The following is a 16759-nucleotide window of genomic DNA, read 5'->3' on the forward strand; positions in this document are numbered from 1 at the left end:
ATGCCACGCCCCGCCGCATCCAGCCCCACCTCACCATCGACTGCATCCATGCTTGTGCGCCATCCCTTATTCCGTCCGCTGGCCGCGCTGGTCTTGCTGCTGCTTGTAGACCTGTTGCTGGTTCCCGGCTTCTTCCACCTGGAGATCAAGGACGGTCACCTGTACGGTAGCCTGATCGACATCGCCAACCGCGCCGCGCCGCTGGTGCTGGCGGCGCTCGGCATGACGCTGGTGATTGCCACGCGCGGCATCGACATTTCGGTCGGCGCGGTGGTCGCCATTAGCGGCACCGTCGCCGCGATGCTTATCGGCGGCACGATGGTGATGCAGAACGGCGTGCCCGAATACGTCGCCAACACGCCGATGGTCTGGGCCTTGTGCGTAGCCATGGGCGCGGCGCTGTTGTGCGGTGCGTGGAACGGCCTGCTGGTGGCGGGCCTCGGGCTGCAACCCATCGTCGCCACGCTGATCCTGATGGTGGCTGGGCGGGGCCTGGCGCAGCTGTTCACGGACGGACAAATCGTCACCGTCTATTACAAGCCGTTTTTCTTCCTCGGCAGCGGTTACCTTTTCGGTCTGCCGTTCTCGCTCTACATCGTCGGCGCGGTATTCCTGGTCACCGCGCTGTTGATGCGCAAGACGGCACTGGGCCTGTTCATCCAGGCGGTCGGCATCAATCCGGTCGCGGCGCGGCTGGCGGGTTTGAAGACGGCGGTTCTGATCTTCTTCGTCTACGTGTTTTGCAGCGCCTGCGCCGGCCTGGCTGGCCTGATGATCAGCGCGAACATCAAGAGCGCGGACGCCAACAACGCCGGCCTGTTGCTGGAGCTGGACGCAATCCTGGCCGTCACGCTGGGCGGCACCTCGCTGGCCGGAGGTAAATTCAGCCTGGCCGGCAGCGTGATCGGCGCGCTGATCATCCAGACGCTGACCTACACCATCTACTCCCTCGGCCTGCCGCCGGAAATCAACATGGTCGTCAAGTCGGTAGTGGTATTCCTGGTTTGCCTGTCGCAGTCGGCGGAATTCAAGAACATGTGGCGCGCGTTCCGCGCCCGGACTAAAGGTGGCGCAGCATGAGCACCATGATACTTCGCGGGCGCGCCTGGATGGCGTCGCCGTATTTCACGTCGCTGGTCACGGTGATGCTGCTGATCGTCCTGCTGGCGGCGGGCGGCGTGGCCTATCCCGGCTTCCTGTCCTTGCAGGTGCTGTTCAACCTCCTGATCGACAACGCATTCCTGCTGGTGATCGCGGTCGGCATGAGCTTCGTCATTCTCTCCGGCGGCATCGACCTGTCGGTGGGCTCGGTGCTGGCGCTGACGACGATGATCTCCGCCTGGCTGCTGCAAAGCTGGCACCTGCCGCCGCTGCTGGTGATCGTCATTGCGTTGACGCTGGGCGCGGGCTTCGGCGCGGCGATGGGCGCGATGATCCATTACTTCAAGCTGCAGCCGTTCATCGTCACGCTGGCCGGCATGTTCCTGGCGCGCGGCCTGTGCTACCTGATCAGCATTAACTCGATCACCATCGATGATCCGCTATACGTCGCCATGTCGCAGACGCAGTTGCCGATACTGGGCGGCTTCATCTCGCCCGGAGCGCTGATCGCGATACTGACCCTGGCCGCGGCGATCTACGTCGCGCACTGCACGCCGTTCGGCCGCGCCATCTATGCCGTCGGCGGCAACGAGCAATCGGCGCTGATGATGGGCTTGAGGGTAGGACGCACCAAGGTGCTGATCTACGCCTTCAGCGGCTTCTGCGCCGCGCTGGCCGGCGTGCTGTTCTCGTTCTACATGCTGTCCGGTTATGGCCTGCACGCGCAGGGCACGGAGCTGGACGCCATCGCTGCGGTGGTCATCGGCGGCACGCTGCTCAGCGGCGGATATGGCTACGTGGCCGGCTCGCTGTCGGGCGTGCTGGTGCTGGGCACCATACAGACGCTGATCGCCTTCGATGGCACCCTCAGCTCGTGGTGGACCAAGATCGTGATCGGCGGCCTGCTGTTCGTATTCTGCGTGGTGCAGCGCTTGATGGCGCTGGGTGCAAAACATAAAAAATAACCGGAGAGACCTTTGAAAATCAAGCTGATTAAATTCGCAGCCGTTGCCATGGCTGGCCTGGCGCTGAGCGCCGCGCAGGCGGCCAACCCGCTGTTCCCCAAGCTGTTCACGGCCGATCCATCGGCGTATGTGGAAAACGGCACCGTCTATCTCTACGTCGGCCACGACGAAGCCACGCCGAAAAGCCCGGACTACGTGCTGAACGAATGGCGCGTCTACACCAGCTGCGACATGAAGAATTGGACCGACCGCGGCTCGCCGGTGCAGGCCTCCACCTTCAAATGGGCCAAGGGCCACGCCTGGGCAGCCGACATCACCAAGCGCGATGGCAAGTACTACTTCTATTCGACCGTCGACCACGCGACCATTCCCGGCCACGCCATCGGCGTCGCCGTCTCCGACAGCCCGACCGGCCCCTTCGTCGATGCACGCGGCTCGGCGCTGGTCAGCAACGACATGACGCTGCAAACCCCGATCGCCTGGGATGACATCGACCCCGCCATTTTCCAGGACGACGACGGCCAGGCCTATCTCTACTGGGGCAACACAGTGCTGAAGTACGCCAAGCTAAAGCCGAACATGATCGAATTCGACGGCCCGATCCAAACCGTCGGCATGGACATGTTCACCGAGGCGTCCTACCTGCACAAGCATAACGGCACATACTATTTATCCTATTCCCGCAACTTCCCGGAAGAGACGGCGTACATGACCGGCCCGAGCGCGACCGGCCCGTGGCAGTATCGCGGCGTGATCATGTCGAAGAACGCCAAGGTCAAGACCATCCATCAGGCCATCATCGATTTCAACGGCAAGTCCTACATCTTCTATCACAACGCCAAGCTGCCGGGTGGTGGCGAGTACCGCCGCTCGGTCGCGTTGGAGGAGTTCCAGTACAACGCCGACGGCACCATCCCGTTCATCAAGCAGACCAGGGAAGGCCCAACCGCCAATCCTTCCGCCGCATGCAAGTGATACCGCAACAGTCGGTATGCCATCAACATCAATACCGATTGTGATATCATTTTTCCATGGAAACTAACCCGAACTGGTTCTTGCGCGCGCGCCTCAAAACGCGCCAGCTGCTGCTGCTGATCGCGCTTGACGAACAACGCAATATCCACCGCGCCTCCGAAGAGCTGCACATGACGCAGCCCGCCGCTTCCAAGCAGTTGAAGGACTTGGAGGAGATGCTGGGCGTGCAGCTGTTCGACCGTCTGCCGCGCGGCATGGAGCCGACCATCTACGGCGAAACGATGATACGCCACGCCCGCATGGCGCTGACCAGTCTCTCGCTGGCGCACGAGGACATCGTCGCCATCAAGGCCGGCCTGTCCGGGCAGGTGGACATCGGCACCATCATGACGCCGGGGATCGCGCTGCTGCCGCAGGCGATCACGCGCACCAAGCTGCAGGCGCCCAAGCTACGCATCGGCGTGGAGATGGAGCAGTCCAACATCCTGCTGGAGCAGCTGCAGCGCGGCCGGCTGGACTTCATGATCGGCCGCATCCCCGAGCGCCAGAGCGCGGAGGGTTTGAGCTACGAGGAACTGGGCGACGAGCCGGCGTGCGCGGTGGTGCGTCCCGGCCATCCGTTGCTGAAGGCGCGCAACCTGTCGCTGCGCGATATCGCCAGCCAGCCGTGGATCCTGCCGCCGCAGGGCAGCATCCTGCGTGCGCGCTGCGAATTGATGTTCCGCCGCGCCGGCCTCGAAGTGCCGGTCAACGTGGTCGATACCACCGCCGTGCTGCTGATTAAACCGCTGTTGCAGCAGACGGACGCACTCAACGTCATGCCGATCGCCGTCGCCAAGTACTACGAATCGCAGAATGTGCTCAACATCCTGCCGATCGAACTGCCGTGCCGCATGGACGCCTACGGCATCATCACGGTCGATGGCCACATCATGTCGCCTGGCGCCAGCCTGCTGCTGAAGGCCGTGCGTGAAGTGGCGAAAGAGATGTTCTAAGCCTTGTGCGGCGCCGGCTGCTCGAAGCTGGCGAAGGCGTCCAGCAGCACTTTGGCGCGGAACGGCTTGAGGATCACCCGGCTGACGTGGCGCTCGCGCAGGTCGCTCAGCAGCTCGGCGGTGGCGTGTTCCGCCATCACCGCGATGGGGATGCCGCAGTCGCTGGAGTAGATGCCGTTGCGCATCCGGTCCAGCAAGGCCAGGTTGTAGGTGCAGCCTGGCAGCGAACCGCAGTCGATCGAGATCACCGCACCGTGGAACCTGTGCTCGCGCAGCAGGCGTTCTGCCGCCTCCATGGTGGCCGCTTCATGGATGGTTCCCAACCCCAGTGAGCGAGCCGTCAACGCGACGGTCCGGCGCAACAGCGTCTGCTCCTCCACCAGCAGCATGTTCAGGTTCCTGATTTCACTCATGCTGCGTCTCCTGACGTTGGCTGAGTTCTTCCAGCAGCAAGTCGCGCAGCGTCGCCAGGATCGCCAGTTCGGTCGCGTCCAGCGTGCGCGGCTTGTGGTCGATCATGCACAAGGTGCCGAGGGTGAAGCCGGACGGCATGGTCAGCGGCGCACCTACATAGAAGACCGCATGCGGCTCGCCGGTGACGATGGGATTGTCGGCAAAGCGCGGATCGGCGCGGGCGTCGGGGATGACGAAGATATCGGGTTGCAGGATCGCGTGGCCGCAGAAGGAAGTGTGGCGCGGGCCTTCGCACGCGTCCATGCCCACGCGGGCCTTGAACCATTGGCGGTTCTCGTCGCTCAGCGACAGCAGCGCGATCGGCATGTCGAATTCCTGGGCGGCGAACTGCACCACCTTGTCGAAGCGCTCTTCCGGCGGCGTGTCCAAAATCAGCAGCTCGCGCAGCGCCGCCAGGCGCTCGGCATCGTTGTCGGGGATCGGGGCGGTTTGCATGGACATCGGGCGCCTGAAGTCGGGGTGTTATGACTCTAACACCGCTGCGCCAGTTGCGGCATTTAATGTTGACTGAGTCAACAATCTGTTGCAAAATCGGCTTATGTTCTAGCCGGAGGTCGTATGTCTGTTCCTATTTTCGATGACCGTGTCGCGGCGGTCCGTTCCTTCAACCGCTTCTTCACGCGCCAGATTGGCGTGCTGCGCGAAGGCCTGCTGCACAGCGAATACACGCTGACCGAGACGCGCGTGTTGTACGAGCTGGCCCAGCACGGCGACCAGCCGGCGGCGGTGCTGGGCCGCGACCTTGGCCTGGACCGCGGATACCTGAGCCGCATCCTGGCCAAGTTCGAGAGCGCGGGGCTGGTCTCCAAGGTGCCATCCGCCACCGACGGCCGCTCCAAGCTGCTGCACCTGACGGCGCAGGGCCGCGCCGTCTACGAGCCGCTGGAGCGCCGCTCCCGCGACGAAATCGGGGACCTGCTGGACCGTTTCGGCGAGGCTGACCAACTACGCATGCTCGATGCGATGCACACCATCCAGCAGCTGCTGGACGCTGGCAGCGGCCTCAAATACGCCCAGCCTTTCGTGCTGCGGACCTTCCGTCCAGGCGACATGGAGTGGATCACCCGCCGCCACGGCGCGCTGTACACGGCGGAGCAGGGTTGGGACGACACCTTCGAAACGCTGGTCGGCGAGATCTGCGCCGACTTCGCGCAACACTTCGATCCGGCGCAGGAGCAGTGCTGGATCGCCGAGATGGCGGGCCAGCCGGTCGGCTCGATAGCGCTGGCGCGCAGCGGCGAGGAGGGTGTGGGCAAGCTGCGACTGCTGCTGGTGGAAGAGCCGGCGCGCGGCTACGGCCTCGGCTCGCGGCTGGTGGACGAATGCCACCGCTACGCGCGCGCCGCCGGCTACCGCACCATGCGCCTGTGGACCACGGACCAGCAAAAGGAAGCCCGCCAGATCTACCGCAGCAAGGGTTATGTGCTGGTGGCCGAGGAGCCGGTACACGCCTTCGGCCAAGACATGGTCAACGAAACCTGGGAGCTGGCGCTCTGATGACATCAACCAGCTGATTGCCTGAGCGGCCGATTCTCTGGCACTATCCCCAACATGGCAATTTAATCAATCGTGGGGATTCTATGCAAAAGAACAGGCTGGCGGTGTGGTCCAAGCGTGTCGTAATCGGGTTGGTAGGGTTGATCGTGCTTGCCATCGCGGCGGCCTGGTTGTTTTTACGTGGCAGCCTGGCGCAGTTGGAGGGCACGGTGCAGGCGGCGGGACTGGAGACCGGCGCCAGCGTGGCGCGCGATGAACACGGCGTGCCGGTCATCAGCGGCGGCAGCCGGCTGGACGTGGCCTACGCCACCGGTTTCGTCCACGCGCAGGAGCGCTACTTCCAGATGGATTTGCTGCGCCGTGTATCGGCCGGCGAATTGTCCGAACTGTTCGGCGCGCGCGCACTGCCGTTGGATAAATCCCATCGCCTGCACCGCTTCCGCGCCCGCGCCGAACTGGCGCTGGCGGCCATGCCGACCGCCGACCGCGCGCTGCTGGACCGCTATGTGGCCGGCGTCAACGCGGGCCTCGATAAGCTGAGCGCCAAGCCATTCGAGTACTCGCTGATCGGCATGCCGCCGCGCGCCTGGTCCGCAGCCGATTCGCTGCTGGTGATCTGGGCCATGTACTTTGACCTGCAAGGCAGCCAGGAACCGCGCGAACTGGCACGCGGCTGGTTCCGCGACCATGCGACCGAAGAACAGCGCGCCTTCCTGGCGCCAGAATCGACGCAATGGGATGCGCCGCTCGACGCCCAAACCATCGCGGCGGCGGACATCGCGATCCCGGCCGCGCCGCCCGCATGGTGGGGCAAGCCGAAAGAGAGCGGAGAAAAGTCGCACACCGATCCCAAGGTGGCGGGGGCGGAATTCCTCAACACCGTGGGCAGCAACAACTGGGCCGTGGCCGGCGCCCGCAGCGACACCGGCGGCGCCATCGTGTCGGACGATATGCACCTCGGTATCCAGCTGCCGGCGATCTGGTACCGCGCGGCCTTGCAGTTCCCCGACGGGAAAGGCGGCCAGCGCCGCGTGGTCGGCGTGACGCTGCCGGGAGCGCCGGTGGTGGTGGTTGGTAGTAACGGCCATGTGGCCTGGGGTTTCACCAACAGCTATGGCGATTATCTCGACCTGATCGCACTCGACACCGACCCGGCCAAGCCTGGCCAGGTACGCACCCAGGCCGGCTGGGAGACCCCGGTGCTGCATGAGGAAACGATATTAATCAAAGGCGAACCGGCCACCAAACTGGCCGTGCGCGAAACCAGCCTCGGTCCGATCCGCGAGGCCATGGGCCGCAGCTACGCCATCCACTGGGTCGCGCACACGGCGGCCGCCGTCAACGTCAACGCCAAGAACCTGGAACTCGCCGACACGCTGGATCAGGCGCTGGCGATCGCGCCGACGATGGGCATCCCGGCGCAGAATTTTGTCGGCGGCGATGACAAGGGCAATATCGGCTGGACCATCGCCGGTGCGCTGCCGCGCCGCGCGCCGGCCGGCGTGGCCGCCACTTATCCGCTGTCGGTGGACGACCAGGCCGGCGTCTGGACCGGCTGGCTCAAGCCGGAGGAATATCCGAAGGTAGTCAACCCGGCAAGCGGCCAGCTGGCCACCGCCAACAGCCGCCAACTGGCCAACGCCGGCGCGGAACTGCTGGGCGACGGCGGTTTCGATCTCGGCGCGCGCACCCACCAGGTACGTGACGACCTGACCGCGCTGGGTCCCAAGACCGATGTGAAAAAAGTCTACGCCATCACGCTGGACGACCGCGCCATCTTCATGAGCGCCTGGCGTGATCGCGCCATCGCGGCGCTGGACAGCAAGGCCGTCGAAGGCCATCCACAACGCGCCGAAGCGCTGAAGCTGCTGAAGGACAGCTGGACCGGCAAGGCCAGTGTGGACTCGGTAGGCTACCGCATCACGCGCGCCTACATGTACGCGCTGTACGACATCCTGTTCGAGACCGCCAACGGGGAAATGAAGAAGATCGACCCCAAATCCAGCATGGCGGCGGTGACGTCGCGCTGGCCGGTGGTAGTGGCGCGCGTGCTGGACCAGCAGCCGGCCGGCTGGCTGCCGCCGCAGTACGCCAGCTGGCAGGCCTTGCAGCTGGAGGCGCTGGATACTGTGATCGCCGACCTGACCAAGGACGGCAAGCCGCTGGCCAGCGCCACCTGGGGCCAACGCAATACGGCGGCCAGCGCGCATCCGTTCGCGGCGTTGGTGCCGGTGCTGGGCAAATACCTGAAAGTGGCGCCGGACATGCTGTCGGGCGACCAGCACATGCCGCGCGTGGCTGGGCCGGCCTTCGGCCAGTCGGAGCGGCTGACGGTGTCGCCGGGCCATGAGGAGCAGGGCATCTTCAACATGCCGGGTGGGCAGAGCGGCCATCCCTTGTCGCCGTACTTCCTGGATGGCCGCAGCGATTGGCTCAGTGGGAGGGACTCGCCGCTGCTGCCGGGACCTGCGGCGCATACGCTGACGTTTGTGAAGTAGCGCGACCGAGTCCGAACAGTGGGCGCAGCACGGCGATGCGGCGCACCACCTCGAACACGCCGAAGCTGATGGTGAAGGTCAGCACGACCAGCACCACGCCTTCGATGCCGGGCGCCAGCTTCACGGGTTTGAGCCAGTGCGCCATGCTGACGATCAGCGTCTGGTGCACGATGTAGACCGGGAACACGGCTTCGGTCAGGTAGCGGCGCTTGGCGCTGTCGAAGGCCAGGTGGCGATGGCCGAAGCCGCAGATCGCCATGATGGGCGCCCATTGACCGAGGCAGACGATCATGCGCAGCAGCGGCTTCAGTTGCGCAATGATGGGCAGGTTGGCCACCGGCTCCGGCATCGCGTTCAGGACCACCACCACCACCCAGCTGAACAGCCACAGACCCAGGCTGGTCCAGCGCAGCTTGTCCACATTGGCCCAGAAGCCCTTTTGCAGCGCCAGCATCACGCCCATCGCGAACAGGAAGAAGTAGTGGGCGTGGTTGTACCAGTCGTTGACCAGCGCGTGGGTTTCGGGGAAGTACTCGACCAGCGCATAGCGGGCGACGAACAGCACCAGCACCGGCAACGCGATGATCTTCCAGCCGGTCAGCTGGCGGCCCAGCGTGGCGGACCACGAACGCAGGCGTTCGGCGCCGGCCAGCGCTGCCACTCCACCGATCACCATTGTGTAGGCCCACAGGTAGACCACGAACCACAGATGGTTCCAGGTCGGCAGGTCGAGGCAGCCGCCGTCCTTGCAGAAGCCGTGGTAGCCGCTGACGTACAGGCGCATGAAGTCGGCGTAGCTGCCGGCGTAGTTGAGCTTTTCGATCACTTCAAAATATGGCTGCGGCGGCACGATCACCAGCATGCCGAACACCAGCGGCACCAGCAGGCGCCAGCTGCGCTGCTTGAGCAGGGCGCCGACGCGGATTTTCTGCAGCATGAAGGCGGTGGCGACGCCGGAGATCATGAACAGCAGGCCAAGCCGCCATGGCGAGGACAACATCATCAGCGGTTCGATGGCGTCGCTGGCGTAAGGGCTTTTGACATGCCAGCCCCAAGTTACGTAGTACATGCCGGTGTGGTAGAAGATCAGGACGAAGAACGCGAAGATGCGTATCCAGTCGAGGAAGTACAGGCGGTTGTTCTCGGTGGTGTTCATAGGCTGGCTCCAGGTTGAATGAAGCCAGTCTAGCGAGGCCGCTCGGCCGTCGTCCAGCGCGCTGGGGCGAACCGGGATGCGGCCGGGGCGAACCGGTTTGTCGGCTTGATTATTGCCCGCCGTAGGCCTTTTTCAGTGCCGCGAGGTCGATCTTTTTCATGCCCATCAGGGCCGCCATGACGCGCCCGGCCTTCTCGGTATCGGCGTCCATCAGCATGGTCGGCAAGGCCGTCGGCACGATTTGCCACGACAGGCCGAACTTGTCGGCCAGCCAGCCGCATTGCCTGGCCTCCGGTGCGCCGCCCTCGGACAGCTGGTTCCAGAAATGGTCGATTTCTTCCTGGCTTTCGCAGTTGACCACGAACGATACCGCCGGCGTGAACTGGAAGGCCGGGCCGCCGTTCAGCAGGGTGAAGTCTTGGCCGTCCAGCTTCAGGGTGACGATCATCACGCTGCCGGGCGACTGGCCGTGCTGCTCCTGGCCGGCCTCGGTGTAGCGGACGATATTGCAGATTTTGGAATTGCGGAAGATGTTGACGTAGAACTCGGCCGCTTCCTCGGCTTGCCCCGAGAACCACAGGAAGGGGGTGATCTTCTGGATGCTGTGCATGGTTGTCTCCTGGTCTGGTGAGAGACTGACAGGTTAACAGGACGGCGGCCGCTCCGGCGCACGGATAGGTGCTTGCAGGCGCTCCATCACTTCGGCCCGGTACTGGCGCGAGCAGGGCACGCGCACGCCGCTGCGCAGCACCAGTTCGCCGTCGCCCTTGTCGAGGTGCTGCACGCTGGCGATCCAGTCCAGCTGCACGGCGGCGCGCCGGTGGCAGCGCTGGAAGCGCGGGCCGAGCTTGTCGACCAGGCCGGCCAGGGTCTGCCGCATCAGCGGCTGGCCGTCGGCGGTGTGCAGCACGACGTAGTTGTCGGCCGTTTCTATCCACTGAATGTGTTCGACGCGGACGATGCGGGTGCCGCCTCGTTCCGGGATCAGCAACTGGCTGATGTCGGGCAGTGGATGCGATTTGATAGGGGTTGGTTCTTCGTTAAGCGTTGGCGGCATGGGCTGGACGGTCAGGGCGGCGCGTTGCTGGGCGAGGCGTTCGCGCACGCGCTGGAGGGCGCGTTGCAGGCGCTGCTGGTCGTAGGGTTTGAGCAGGTAGTCGATGGCGTTGGCGTCGAAGGCGCGGATCGCGTATTCGTCGTAGGCGGTGACGAACACCACCAGCGGCGCCGGCGCCGGCAGCGAGGCGGCGACTTCCAGGCCGGTGATCTCGGGCATCTGGATGTCGAGCAGCAGCAGGTCGGGCGCGAAGCCGGGCAGGCGTTCCAGCGCCTCGACGCCATCGCGGGCTTCGTCGATGGCGCTGATGTCCGGCTCCAGCTCCAGCAGGCGGCGCATCTTGTCGCGCGCCGGGCGCTCGTCGTCGACGATCAGGACACGCATGGCAATCGCATTTCTGCCCGCACGCCGGCGGGCGACAGCTGGATCAGATCGAAGGAGGCGCCGGCGCCGTACAAGGCCGCCAGCCGTTCGCGCAGGTTGCGCACGCCGATGCCGCCGTTTGGTCGCGCGTCGCGAGCCGCGTTGGCGGCCGGCAGCATGCCGCCGTCGTCTTCCAATCGCAGCAGCATAACGTCCTGGTCGCGGCTGGCCGAGATGGTGATGCCGGTGGCCTGGCGGCGCCGTTCGACGGTGTGCTTGAAGATGTTCTCCAGCAGCGGCTGCATGCTCATCACCGGTACCTGGCAGCCCAGCAGCGCATCGTCGATGCGCCAGTCGATGTGCACGCGGTCGGAAAACCGTTCACTCATCAGCGCCGCGTAGCCGCGCAGCAGACGCAGCTCCATCTCCAGTGTGACCTGGTGCTGCTCGCTGACGTCGAGCGTGGCGCGCAGCACGTCGGCCAGCTGGATCAGCATCGCATCGGCGCGCGCCACGTCGCTGTGCATCAGCGAGGAGATGGTGTTGAGGGCGTTGAACAGGAAGTGCGGCTGCATCTGCTGGGTAAGCCTCAGCAGCTGGGCTTCGCGCAGCGAGGCGTTGACCCGCTCGACCCGCAGCTTCTCGTTCTGCATCGCGTGGTAGGACAGCACGCCGAACATGATGGTGGCGAAGATGCTGAAGAACACCGTCATCTTCACATCTTCGTACATAAAGGTTTGCGGCCACGGCATGTGCTCGTAGGTTTCGCCGGCCAGCGCGTACACGCCGGCGCGGATGCCGAAGGCGATCGGCACGAACAGCACCCAGTAGATCGGCAGCCACACCAGCTGGCGCGCGAACCAGCGCAGCGGCTGCGCCAGCAGATGGTCGTACCTGCGCGTGAAATGGCGCTGGGCCAGCAACAGCAAGGTGCCGGTCAGCGCGGACGAGCTCTCCCACAGGATCGGCTTCCACACACCGTGCTCATGGTCGCGCAGATATTCCTGAACGGCGGTGACGTTCATCAGCAGCCAGAATAGGATCCAGGCGGCGGCGATGGTGATTTGTGTGCGCTTTGGTAGCATGGCCCTGATGATTACCGATTCTTATCAATACGTCAATGAGATGGGAGACTAGCGGTAGCGCGCTTCCACCAGGTCGATCTCGCGCACCAGTTTGCGCGAAATCTCGTCGGAGATATGGTCGTGCCGCGCCAGCTCGTAGACGGTGTGCCGCTCCGCCTCCAGCGCCGCCAGCCGCAGTTCCTTCTCGGCGTGGTCGGTCTTGCGCCAGGCGGCGTCGTTGTCGGGGTCGACTTCGCGCAGCTTGTGCTGGTAGAAGGCGATGATGCGCGCCGCCGCTTGCGGGTACACCTCGGGGTCGACGCAGGACTCGGCCTCCATCAAGGCGATCTGCGCCTGCTCGACGGCGGTGATGGCGGCGTTGGCGGCCGCGCGCCGCGCCAGGTCTTCCTCCTGCTGTTCCTCCGGCGACGCCGGGAAGGTCATGCCGGCCAACAGGCGCGGCAGGCCCAGGCTGGCCGTCAGCAGCGAGATCAGGATCACCGAGCAGGCCAGGAAAATGGTCAGCGCGCGCGCCGGGAAGGGTGTGCCGTCGGGCATGGCCAGCGGCAGCGTCAGCACGCCCGCCAGCGTGATGGCGCCGCGCGCGCCGGCCAGCGTGGTCGCCAGCAGCAGGCGCGGATTAATCTTGATGCGCGGCTGGTTGCGCATCTTCTGCTTGTAGATGGTCAGCCGCAGCGAAGCCCACACCCACAGCATCCGCAGCACCAGCAGGCCGACATTGATGGCCACCGCGTACACCGCCAGCCACCACGGATTCAAATGGCCGCTCTCCTCGATGGTGGCGCTGGCGCCGCGGAAGATGTCCGGCAGCTGTTCGCCCAGCAGCACGAACATGATGCCGTTCAGCGCGAACTGCACCGTGTCCCACACGGCTGAGCGCTGGATGCGTGTATTGGCCAGCGTGTGGCCGCCGAGCTCCGCGTAGCTCATGGTGATGCCGGCCGCCACCGCCGCCAGGATGCCGGAAGCGTGCAGGCGTTCCGCCACCAGGTAGGCGCCGAACGGCAGCAGCAGGCTGACCAGGATGGGCGAGCCGGTCGGTTCGCCGTAGCGGCAGCTCAGCCAGTATTGCGCGCGCGTCACCAGCATGGTCACCGCGACGCCGGCGCCGATGCCGGCCACCACCAGCCAGATGAAGGTGAGGGTGGCGGTGCTGACCGAAAACGCGCCGGTCAGCGCGGCGGCCACGGCGAAGCGGAAGCACACCAGGCCGGACGCATCGTTCAGCAGCGATTCGCCCTCCAGGATGTGCATCAGGCGCTTGGGGATGGGCGTGGTGGCGGCGATGGCGCTGACGGCGATCGGATCGGTCGGCGAAATGATGGCGGCCAGCGCGAAGGCGACCGGCAGCGGCATGGCGGGAATCAGCCAGTGGATCAGGAAGCCGGCGCCGATGACGGTGAAGATCACCAGCCCCAGCGCCAGCTCCAGGATGGTGCCCTTGTCGCGCAGCAGACCGCTCTTGGGGATGCGCCAGCCGTCCAGGAACAGCAGCGGCGGCAGGAACACCAGGAAGAACAGGTCCGGCTCCAGGTCGACGCCACGGGTGGACTTGGCGGCGATCAGCGCGCCGAGCGCGATCTGCACCAGCGGTAGTGGCACCGCGCGCGGCAGGAAGCGGGTGAGATAGGCGCTGGCCACCACCGCCAGTAGCATCACCAGCACGACTTCAATCGAATCCATCCCATTCCTTCATCATTGCGAAATGTTAGCCAGCTTACACCATCGATGGTTTTGTAAAAAGTTGAAGCTGAGCACTAGTAATGTCGAGATCTTTCTGTCATAATTTCGTCTTCTGCGGGAGTAGCTCAGTTGGTAGAGCGCAACCTTGCCAAGGTTGAGGTCGAGAGTTCGAGACTCTTCTCCCGCTCCAGAATTCAGTAGCACATTAAAAGGAAGCCTGCGGGCTTCCTTTTTTTATGTCCGTGGGTCTGGCAAACGTTGTATCTCGTGCTGTAAAACAATATCTCTACTCTCAAAGTGTGACGGGGGCAGTGGCAGCCGCTATACTTGCTACGAAGCTACCACCGACGGAGACGAAATCTATGAAATCAGTTCAGCAGGAAGTTGATGAGCGCAGTAACCTGACCAACTCCAATAAATTCGAACTGCTACTGTTCCGCCTTGGCGCCGACGCCAACGGCGAACATTCCGAGTTGTTCGGTATTAACGTCTTCAAAATCCGCGAAATCGTCGCGATGCCGGAAGTGACCGCAGTGGCCGGATCCCCGCCACATATGCTGGGCGTCGTCAATCTGCGCGGACAAATCATCACGGTGCTGGATTTGCCAGGCATCGTCGGTGTGACCCCAAAAACCGGTCTGAATATCATGTTGGTGACGGAATTTGCCCGCACCACCCAGGCGTTTGCCGTGGAATCGGTGGATGAAATCGTGCGCCTGGACTGGAGCCAGGTGCTGACCGCCGAAGGCACCGCCGGCGGCAAGGTCACCAGTATCGCCCGCGTCGACGGCGACGTGCAGAACACCCGTCTGGCGCAGGTGCTGGACGTGGAAACCATCTTGCGCGAGCTGGTGCCGTCCGAAGGCAAGGACGTCGACCCTGAAACCATCGGCCCGAAAGTCATCCTCAAGCCGGGCGCGGTGATCCTGGCGGCGGACGATTCCGTGGTCGCCCGCAACCTGATCGAAAAGGGCCTGGAAGCGATGGGGGTGCACTTCATCATGACCAAGTCCGGCAAGGAAGCCTGGGATCGCCTGCAGCATATTTCCGACGGCGCCAAGGCCGAAGGCGTGCCGATCACCGACCGCGTGGCCATGATCCTGACCGACCTGGAAATGCCGGAGATGGACGGCTTCACGCTGACCCGCCTGGTGAAGCAGGATGCGCGCTTCGCCAAGATTCCTGTCGTGATCCATTCCTCGTTGACGGGCAAGACCAACGAAGACCACGTCAAGGGCGTGGGCGCGGACGCCTACGTGGCCAAGTTCTCGGCCGAGGAGCTGGCGGGCACCATCCGCACCGTGCTGGCCAAGGCTGCCGCGTAAGCACGCCGAGCCGAACAAGGGTACTATCGAAGGGCCGTGACGGCGACGTCACGGCCCTTTTTTTGTTTTTCATTTCTCGAAAGGATATACCGTGGCGGCTAAGAAAATACTGTTTCTGACGGGCGACTTTGCGGAGGATTACGAAACCATGGTGCCGTTCCAGGCGCTGCAAATGGTGGGGCATACGGTGCACGCGGTGTGCCCCGACAAGCGGGCGGGCGACACCATCAAGACCGCGATTCATGACTTCGAGGGCGACCAGACCTACACGGAAAAACCGGGCCACCTGTTCGCGCTTAACGCCAACTTCGCGGAAGTCGATGTCGCCCAATATGACGGGCTGATGATCGCCGGCGGCCGCGCACCGGAATACCTGCGGCTCAATCCGCGCGTGATCGAGATCGTGCAGCAGTTCGCCGCCGCGAACAAGCCGATCGCCGCCGTTTGCCACGGCGCGCAACTGCTGGCGGCGGCCGATGTCATTCGCGGAAAGACCATTTCGGCCTATCCGGCCTGCTCGCCGGAAGTCAAGCTGGCCGGCGCCAATTATGCCGACATTCCTGTGGACCAGGCTGTCACCGACGGCAACTTCGTCACCGCACCGGCCTGGCCCGCGCACCCGGCGTGGCTGGGCCAGTTCCTGCAGCGTCTGGGCACGGAAATCAAGCTTTAACTACAGTGCCGCCAGGCAGCGCGCGTGGAAGCGGATGTGGTCTTCCATGAAGCTGGCGATGAAGTAGTAGCCGTGATCGTAACGCGCATGCCGCCGCAGTTCCAGCGGCTGCGCGGCGGTGCGGCAGGCCGCTTCGAATACCTCGGGATACAGCTGCTCCTTGAGGAACTTGTCGCCCAAACCCTGGTCGATCAGGATGCCGGCCGGGAAGGGCGTGTGCAAGCGCGCCATCAGCAGGCTGGCGTCGTACTGTTCCCATGCGCCAGGATTGTCGCCGAGGTAGCCGCTGAAGGCCTTCTTACCCCACGGGCACATCGACGGCGCCGCGATCGGCGCGAAGGCGGAGACGGAATGGAACAGGTCCGGCCGCTTCAACGCTATTGTCAGCGCGCCGTGGCCGCCCATCGAGTGGCCGAAGATGCCGATGCGTTCGGCGTCCACCGGCAGTTCCTTTACCACCAGTTCGCGCAGTTCGTGGATGTAGCTGTACATGCGGTAGTGCGTGGCCCACGGTTCCTGCGTCGCGTCGAGATAGAAGCCGGCGCCGACGCCGAAATCCCAGTTGTCCGTTTCGCCATCGACGCCGGCGCCGCGCGGGCTGGTGTCCGGCGCGATCAGGATCAGGCCCGCCTCGGCGGCGGCGCGTTGGGCGCCGGCCTTGATCATGAAAGTCTCTTCGTTGCAGGTCAGCCCGGCCAGGTAGAACAGCGCCGGCACGCGGCCTTCGGCGGCCTTGACTGGAATGAAAACGGAAAAGCGCATCGGCAGGCCGATTTCGCGCGATGCGTGTTGGTAGAAGCGCTGTACGCCGCCAAAACAGGCGTGTTCGCTGATTAGTTCAAGCATGTTGCTCCCTTATGTTTCTTAGCGCACAGTCAAAACGCCAGTAATTGTACAGAATTGTACAAGTAT

Annotated in this window: 16 protein-coding genes and 1 tRNA gene; 9 read left to right on the top strand and 8 right to left on the bottom strand. The window is 64.2% G+C overall.

Going from position 1 to position 16759, the window contains the following annotated elements; genetic code table 11:
- From D0T21_RS03555 to D0T21_RS03570, 4 genes are read left to right on the top strand one after another with little or no spacing between them, the layout of a single operon-like run.
- On the top strand, positions 1-1080 hold the full coding sequence (locus tag D0T21_RS03555; RefSeq protein ID WP_199538423.1) for an ABC transporter permease: 1080 nt from the start codon (positions 1-3) through the stop codon (positions 1078-1080).
- Positions 1077-2066: a galactofuranose ABC transporter, permease protein YjfF gene (yjfF, locus tag D0T21_RS03560; RefSeq protein ID WP_229211318.1), complete on the top strand. Its 990-nt coding sequence runs from the start codon at positions 1077-1079 to the stop codon at positions 2064-2066. The genes D0T21_RS03555 and yjfF overlap by 4 nt, the downstream gene beginning before the upstream one ends.
- A gap of 12 nt (positions 2067-2078) precedes the next feature.
- Complete coding sequence (locus D0T21_RS03565; RefSeq protein ID WP_116988446.1) at positions 2079-3041, top strand: glycoside hydrolase family 43 protein; 963 nt, start codon at positions 2079-2081, stop codon at positions 3039-3041.
- A 56-nt stretch (positions 3042-3097) separates the two neighbouring features.
- Entirely contained in the window at positions 3098-4036 is a 939-nt protein-coding gene (locus D0T21_RS03570; RefSeq protein ID WP_116988447.1) for a LysR family transcriptional regulator, read from the top strand.
- On the opposite strand, the gene D0T21_RS03575 is transcribed toward D0T21_RS03570, so the two are convergent.
- Complete coding sequence (locus D0T21_RS03575) at positions 4033-4449, bottom strand: response regulator (RefSeq protein ID WP_116988448.1); 417 nt, start codon at positions 4447-4449, stop codon at positions 4033-4035. The two genes, D0T21_RS03570 and D0T21_RS03575, sit on opposite strands and share 4 nt — an antisense overlap.
- Entirely contained in the window at positions 4442-4945 is a 504-nt protein-coding gene (locus D0T21_RS03580) for a GAF domain-containing protein (protein WP_116989344.1), read from the bottom strand. The genes D0T21_RS03575 and D0T21_RS03580 overlap by 8 nt, the downstream gene beginning before the upstream one ends.
- Before the next feature lie 123 nt (positions 4946-5068).
- Here D0T21_RS03580 and D0T21_RS03585 point away from each other — a divergent pair, with 123 nt between their 5' ends.
- On the top strand, positions 5069-6007 hold the full coding sequence (locus D0T21_RS03585; RefSeq protein ID WP_116988449.1) for a bifunctional helix-turn-helix transcriptional regulator/GNAT family N-acetyltransferase: 939 nt from the start codon (positions 5069-5071) through the stop codon (positions 6005-6007).
- 83 nt (positions 6008-6090) lie between these two features.
- On the top strand, positions 6091-8505 hold the full coding sequence (locus D0T21_RS03590; protein ID WP_116988450.1) for a penicillin acylase family protein: 2415 nt from the start codon (positions 6091-6093) through the stop codon (positions 8503-8505).
- Here D0T21_RS03590 and D0T21_RS03595 read toward each other — a convergent pair.
- From D0T21_RS03595 to D0T21_RS03615, 5 genes are all read right to left on the bottom strand, one after another.
- Positions 8441-9661 (bottom strand): acyltransferase family protein, encoded by a 1221-nt coding sequence (locus D0T21_RS03595; RefSeq protein WP_116988451.1) that lies wholly within the window; start codon positions 9659-9661, stop codon positions 8441-8443. The two genes, D0T21_RS03590 and D0T21_RS03595, sit on opposite strands and share 65 nt — an antisense overlap.
- Before the next feature lie 109 nt (positions 9662-9770).
- The gene (locus D0T21_RS03600) at positions 9771-10271 is read right to left on the bottom strand and encodes a VOC family protein (protein WP_116988452.1); all 501 of its coding nucleotides are present in this window, start codon (positions 10269-10271) and stop codon (positions 9771-9773) included.
- 33 nt (positions 10272-10304) lie between these two features.
- Entirely contained in the window at positions 10305-11102 is a 798-nt protein-coding gene (locus D0T21_RS03605) for a LytTR family DNA-binding domain-containing protein (RefSeq protein WP_116988453.1), read from the bottom strand.
- Positions 11090-12166: a sensor histidine kinase gene (locus D0T21_RS03610; RefSeq protein ID WP_116988454.1), complete on the bottom strand. Its 1077-nt coding sequence runs from the start codon at positions 12164-12166 to the stop codon at positions 11090-11092. The genes D0T21_RS03605 and D0T21_RS03610 overlap by 13 nt, the downstream gene beginning before the upstream one ends.
- Before the next feature lie 48 nt (positions 12167-12214).
- Positions 12215-13849 carry a Na+/H+ antiporter gene (locus D0T21_RS03615; RefSeq protein WP_116988455.1) on the bottom strand — a complete coding sequence of 545 codons (1635 nt, stop codon included), beginning with the start codon at positions 13847-13849 and terminating at the stop codon, positions 12215-12217.
- A gap of 114 nt (positions 13850-13963) precedes the next feature.
- On the opposite strand from D0T21_RS03615, the gene D0T21_RS03620 reads away from it, so the two are divergent.
- From D0T21_RS03620 to D0T21_RS03630, 3 genes are all read left to right on the top strand, one after another.
- Positions 13964-14039, top strand: a tRNA-Gly gene (locus D0T21_RS03620).
- 172 nt (positions 14040-14211) lie between these two features.
- Positions 14212-15174: a chemotaxis protein gene (locus D0T21_RS03625; protein WP_116988456.1), complete on the top strand. Its 963-nt coding sequence runs from the start codon at positions 14212-14214 to the stop codon at positions 15172-15174.
- Between the two features lie 91 nt (positions 15175-15265).
- The gene (locus D0T21_RS03630) at positions 15266-15847 is read left to right on the top strand and encodes a DJ-1/PfpI family protein (protein ID WP_116988457.1); all 582 of its coding nucleotides are present in this window, start codon (positions 15266-15268) and stop codon (positions 15845-15847) included.
- On the opposite strand, the gene fghA is transcribed toward D0T21_RS03630, so the two are convergent.
- On the bottom strand, positions 15848-16693 hold the full coding sequence (gene fghA, locus D0T21_RS03635; RefSeq protein ID WP_116988458.1) for an S-formylglutathione hydrolase: 846 nt from the start codon (positions 16691-16693) through the stop codon (positions 15848-15850).
- Positions 16694-16759: the final 66 nt, after the last annotated feature.

Origin of the sequence: Duganella sp. BJB476, assembly GCF_003416895.1 — a bacterium.
Classification (GTDB): Bacteria; Pseudomonadota; Gammaproteobacteria; order Burkholderiales; family Burkholderiaceae_D; genus Rugamonas.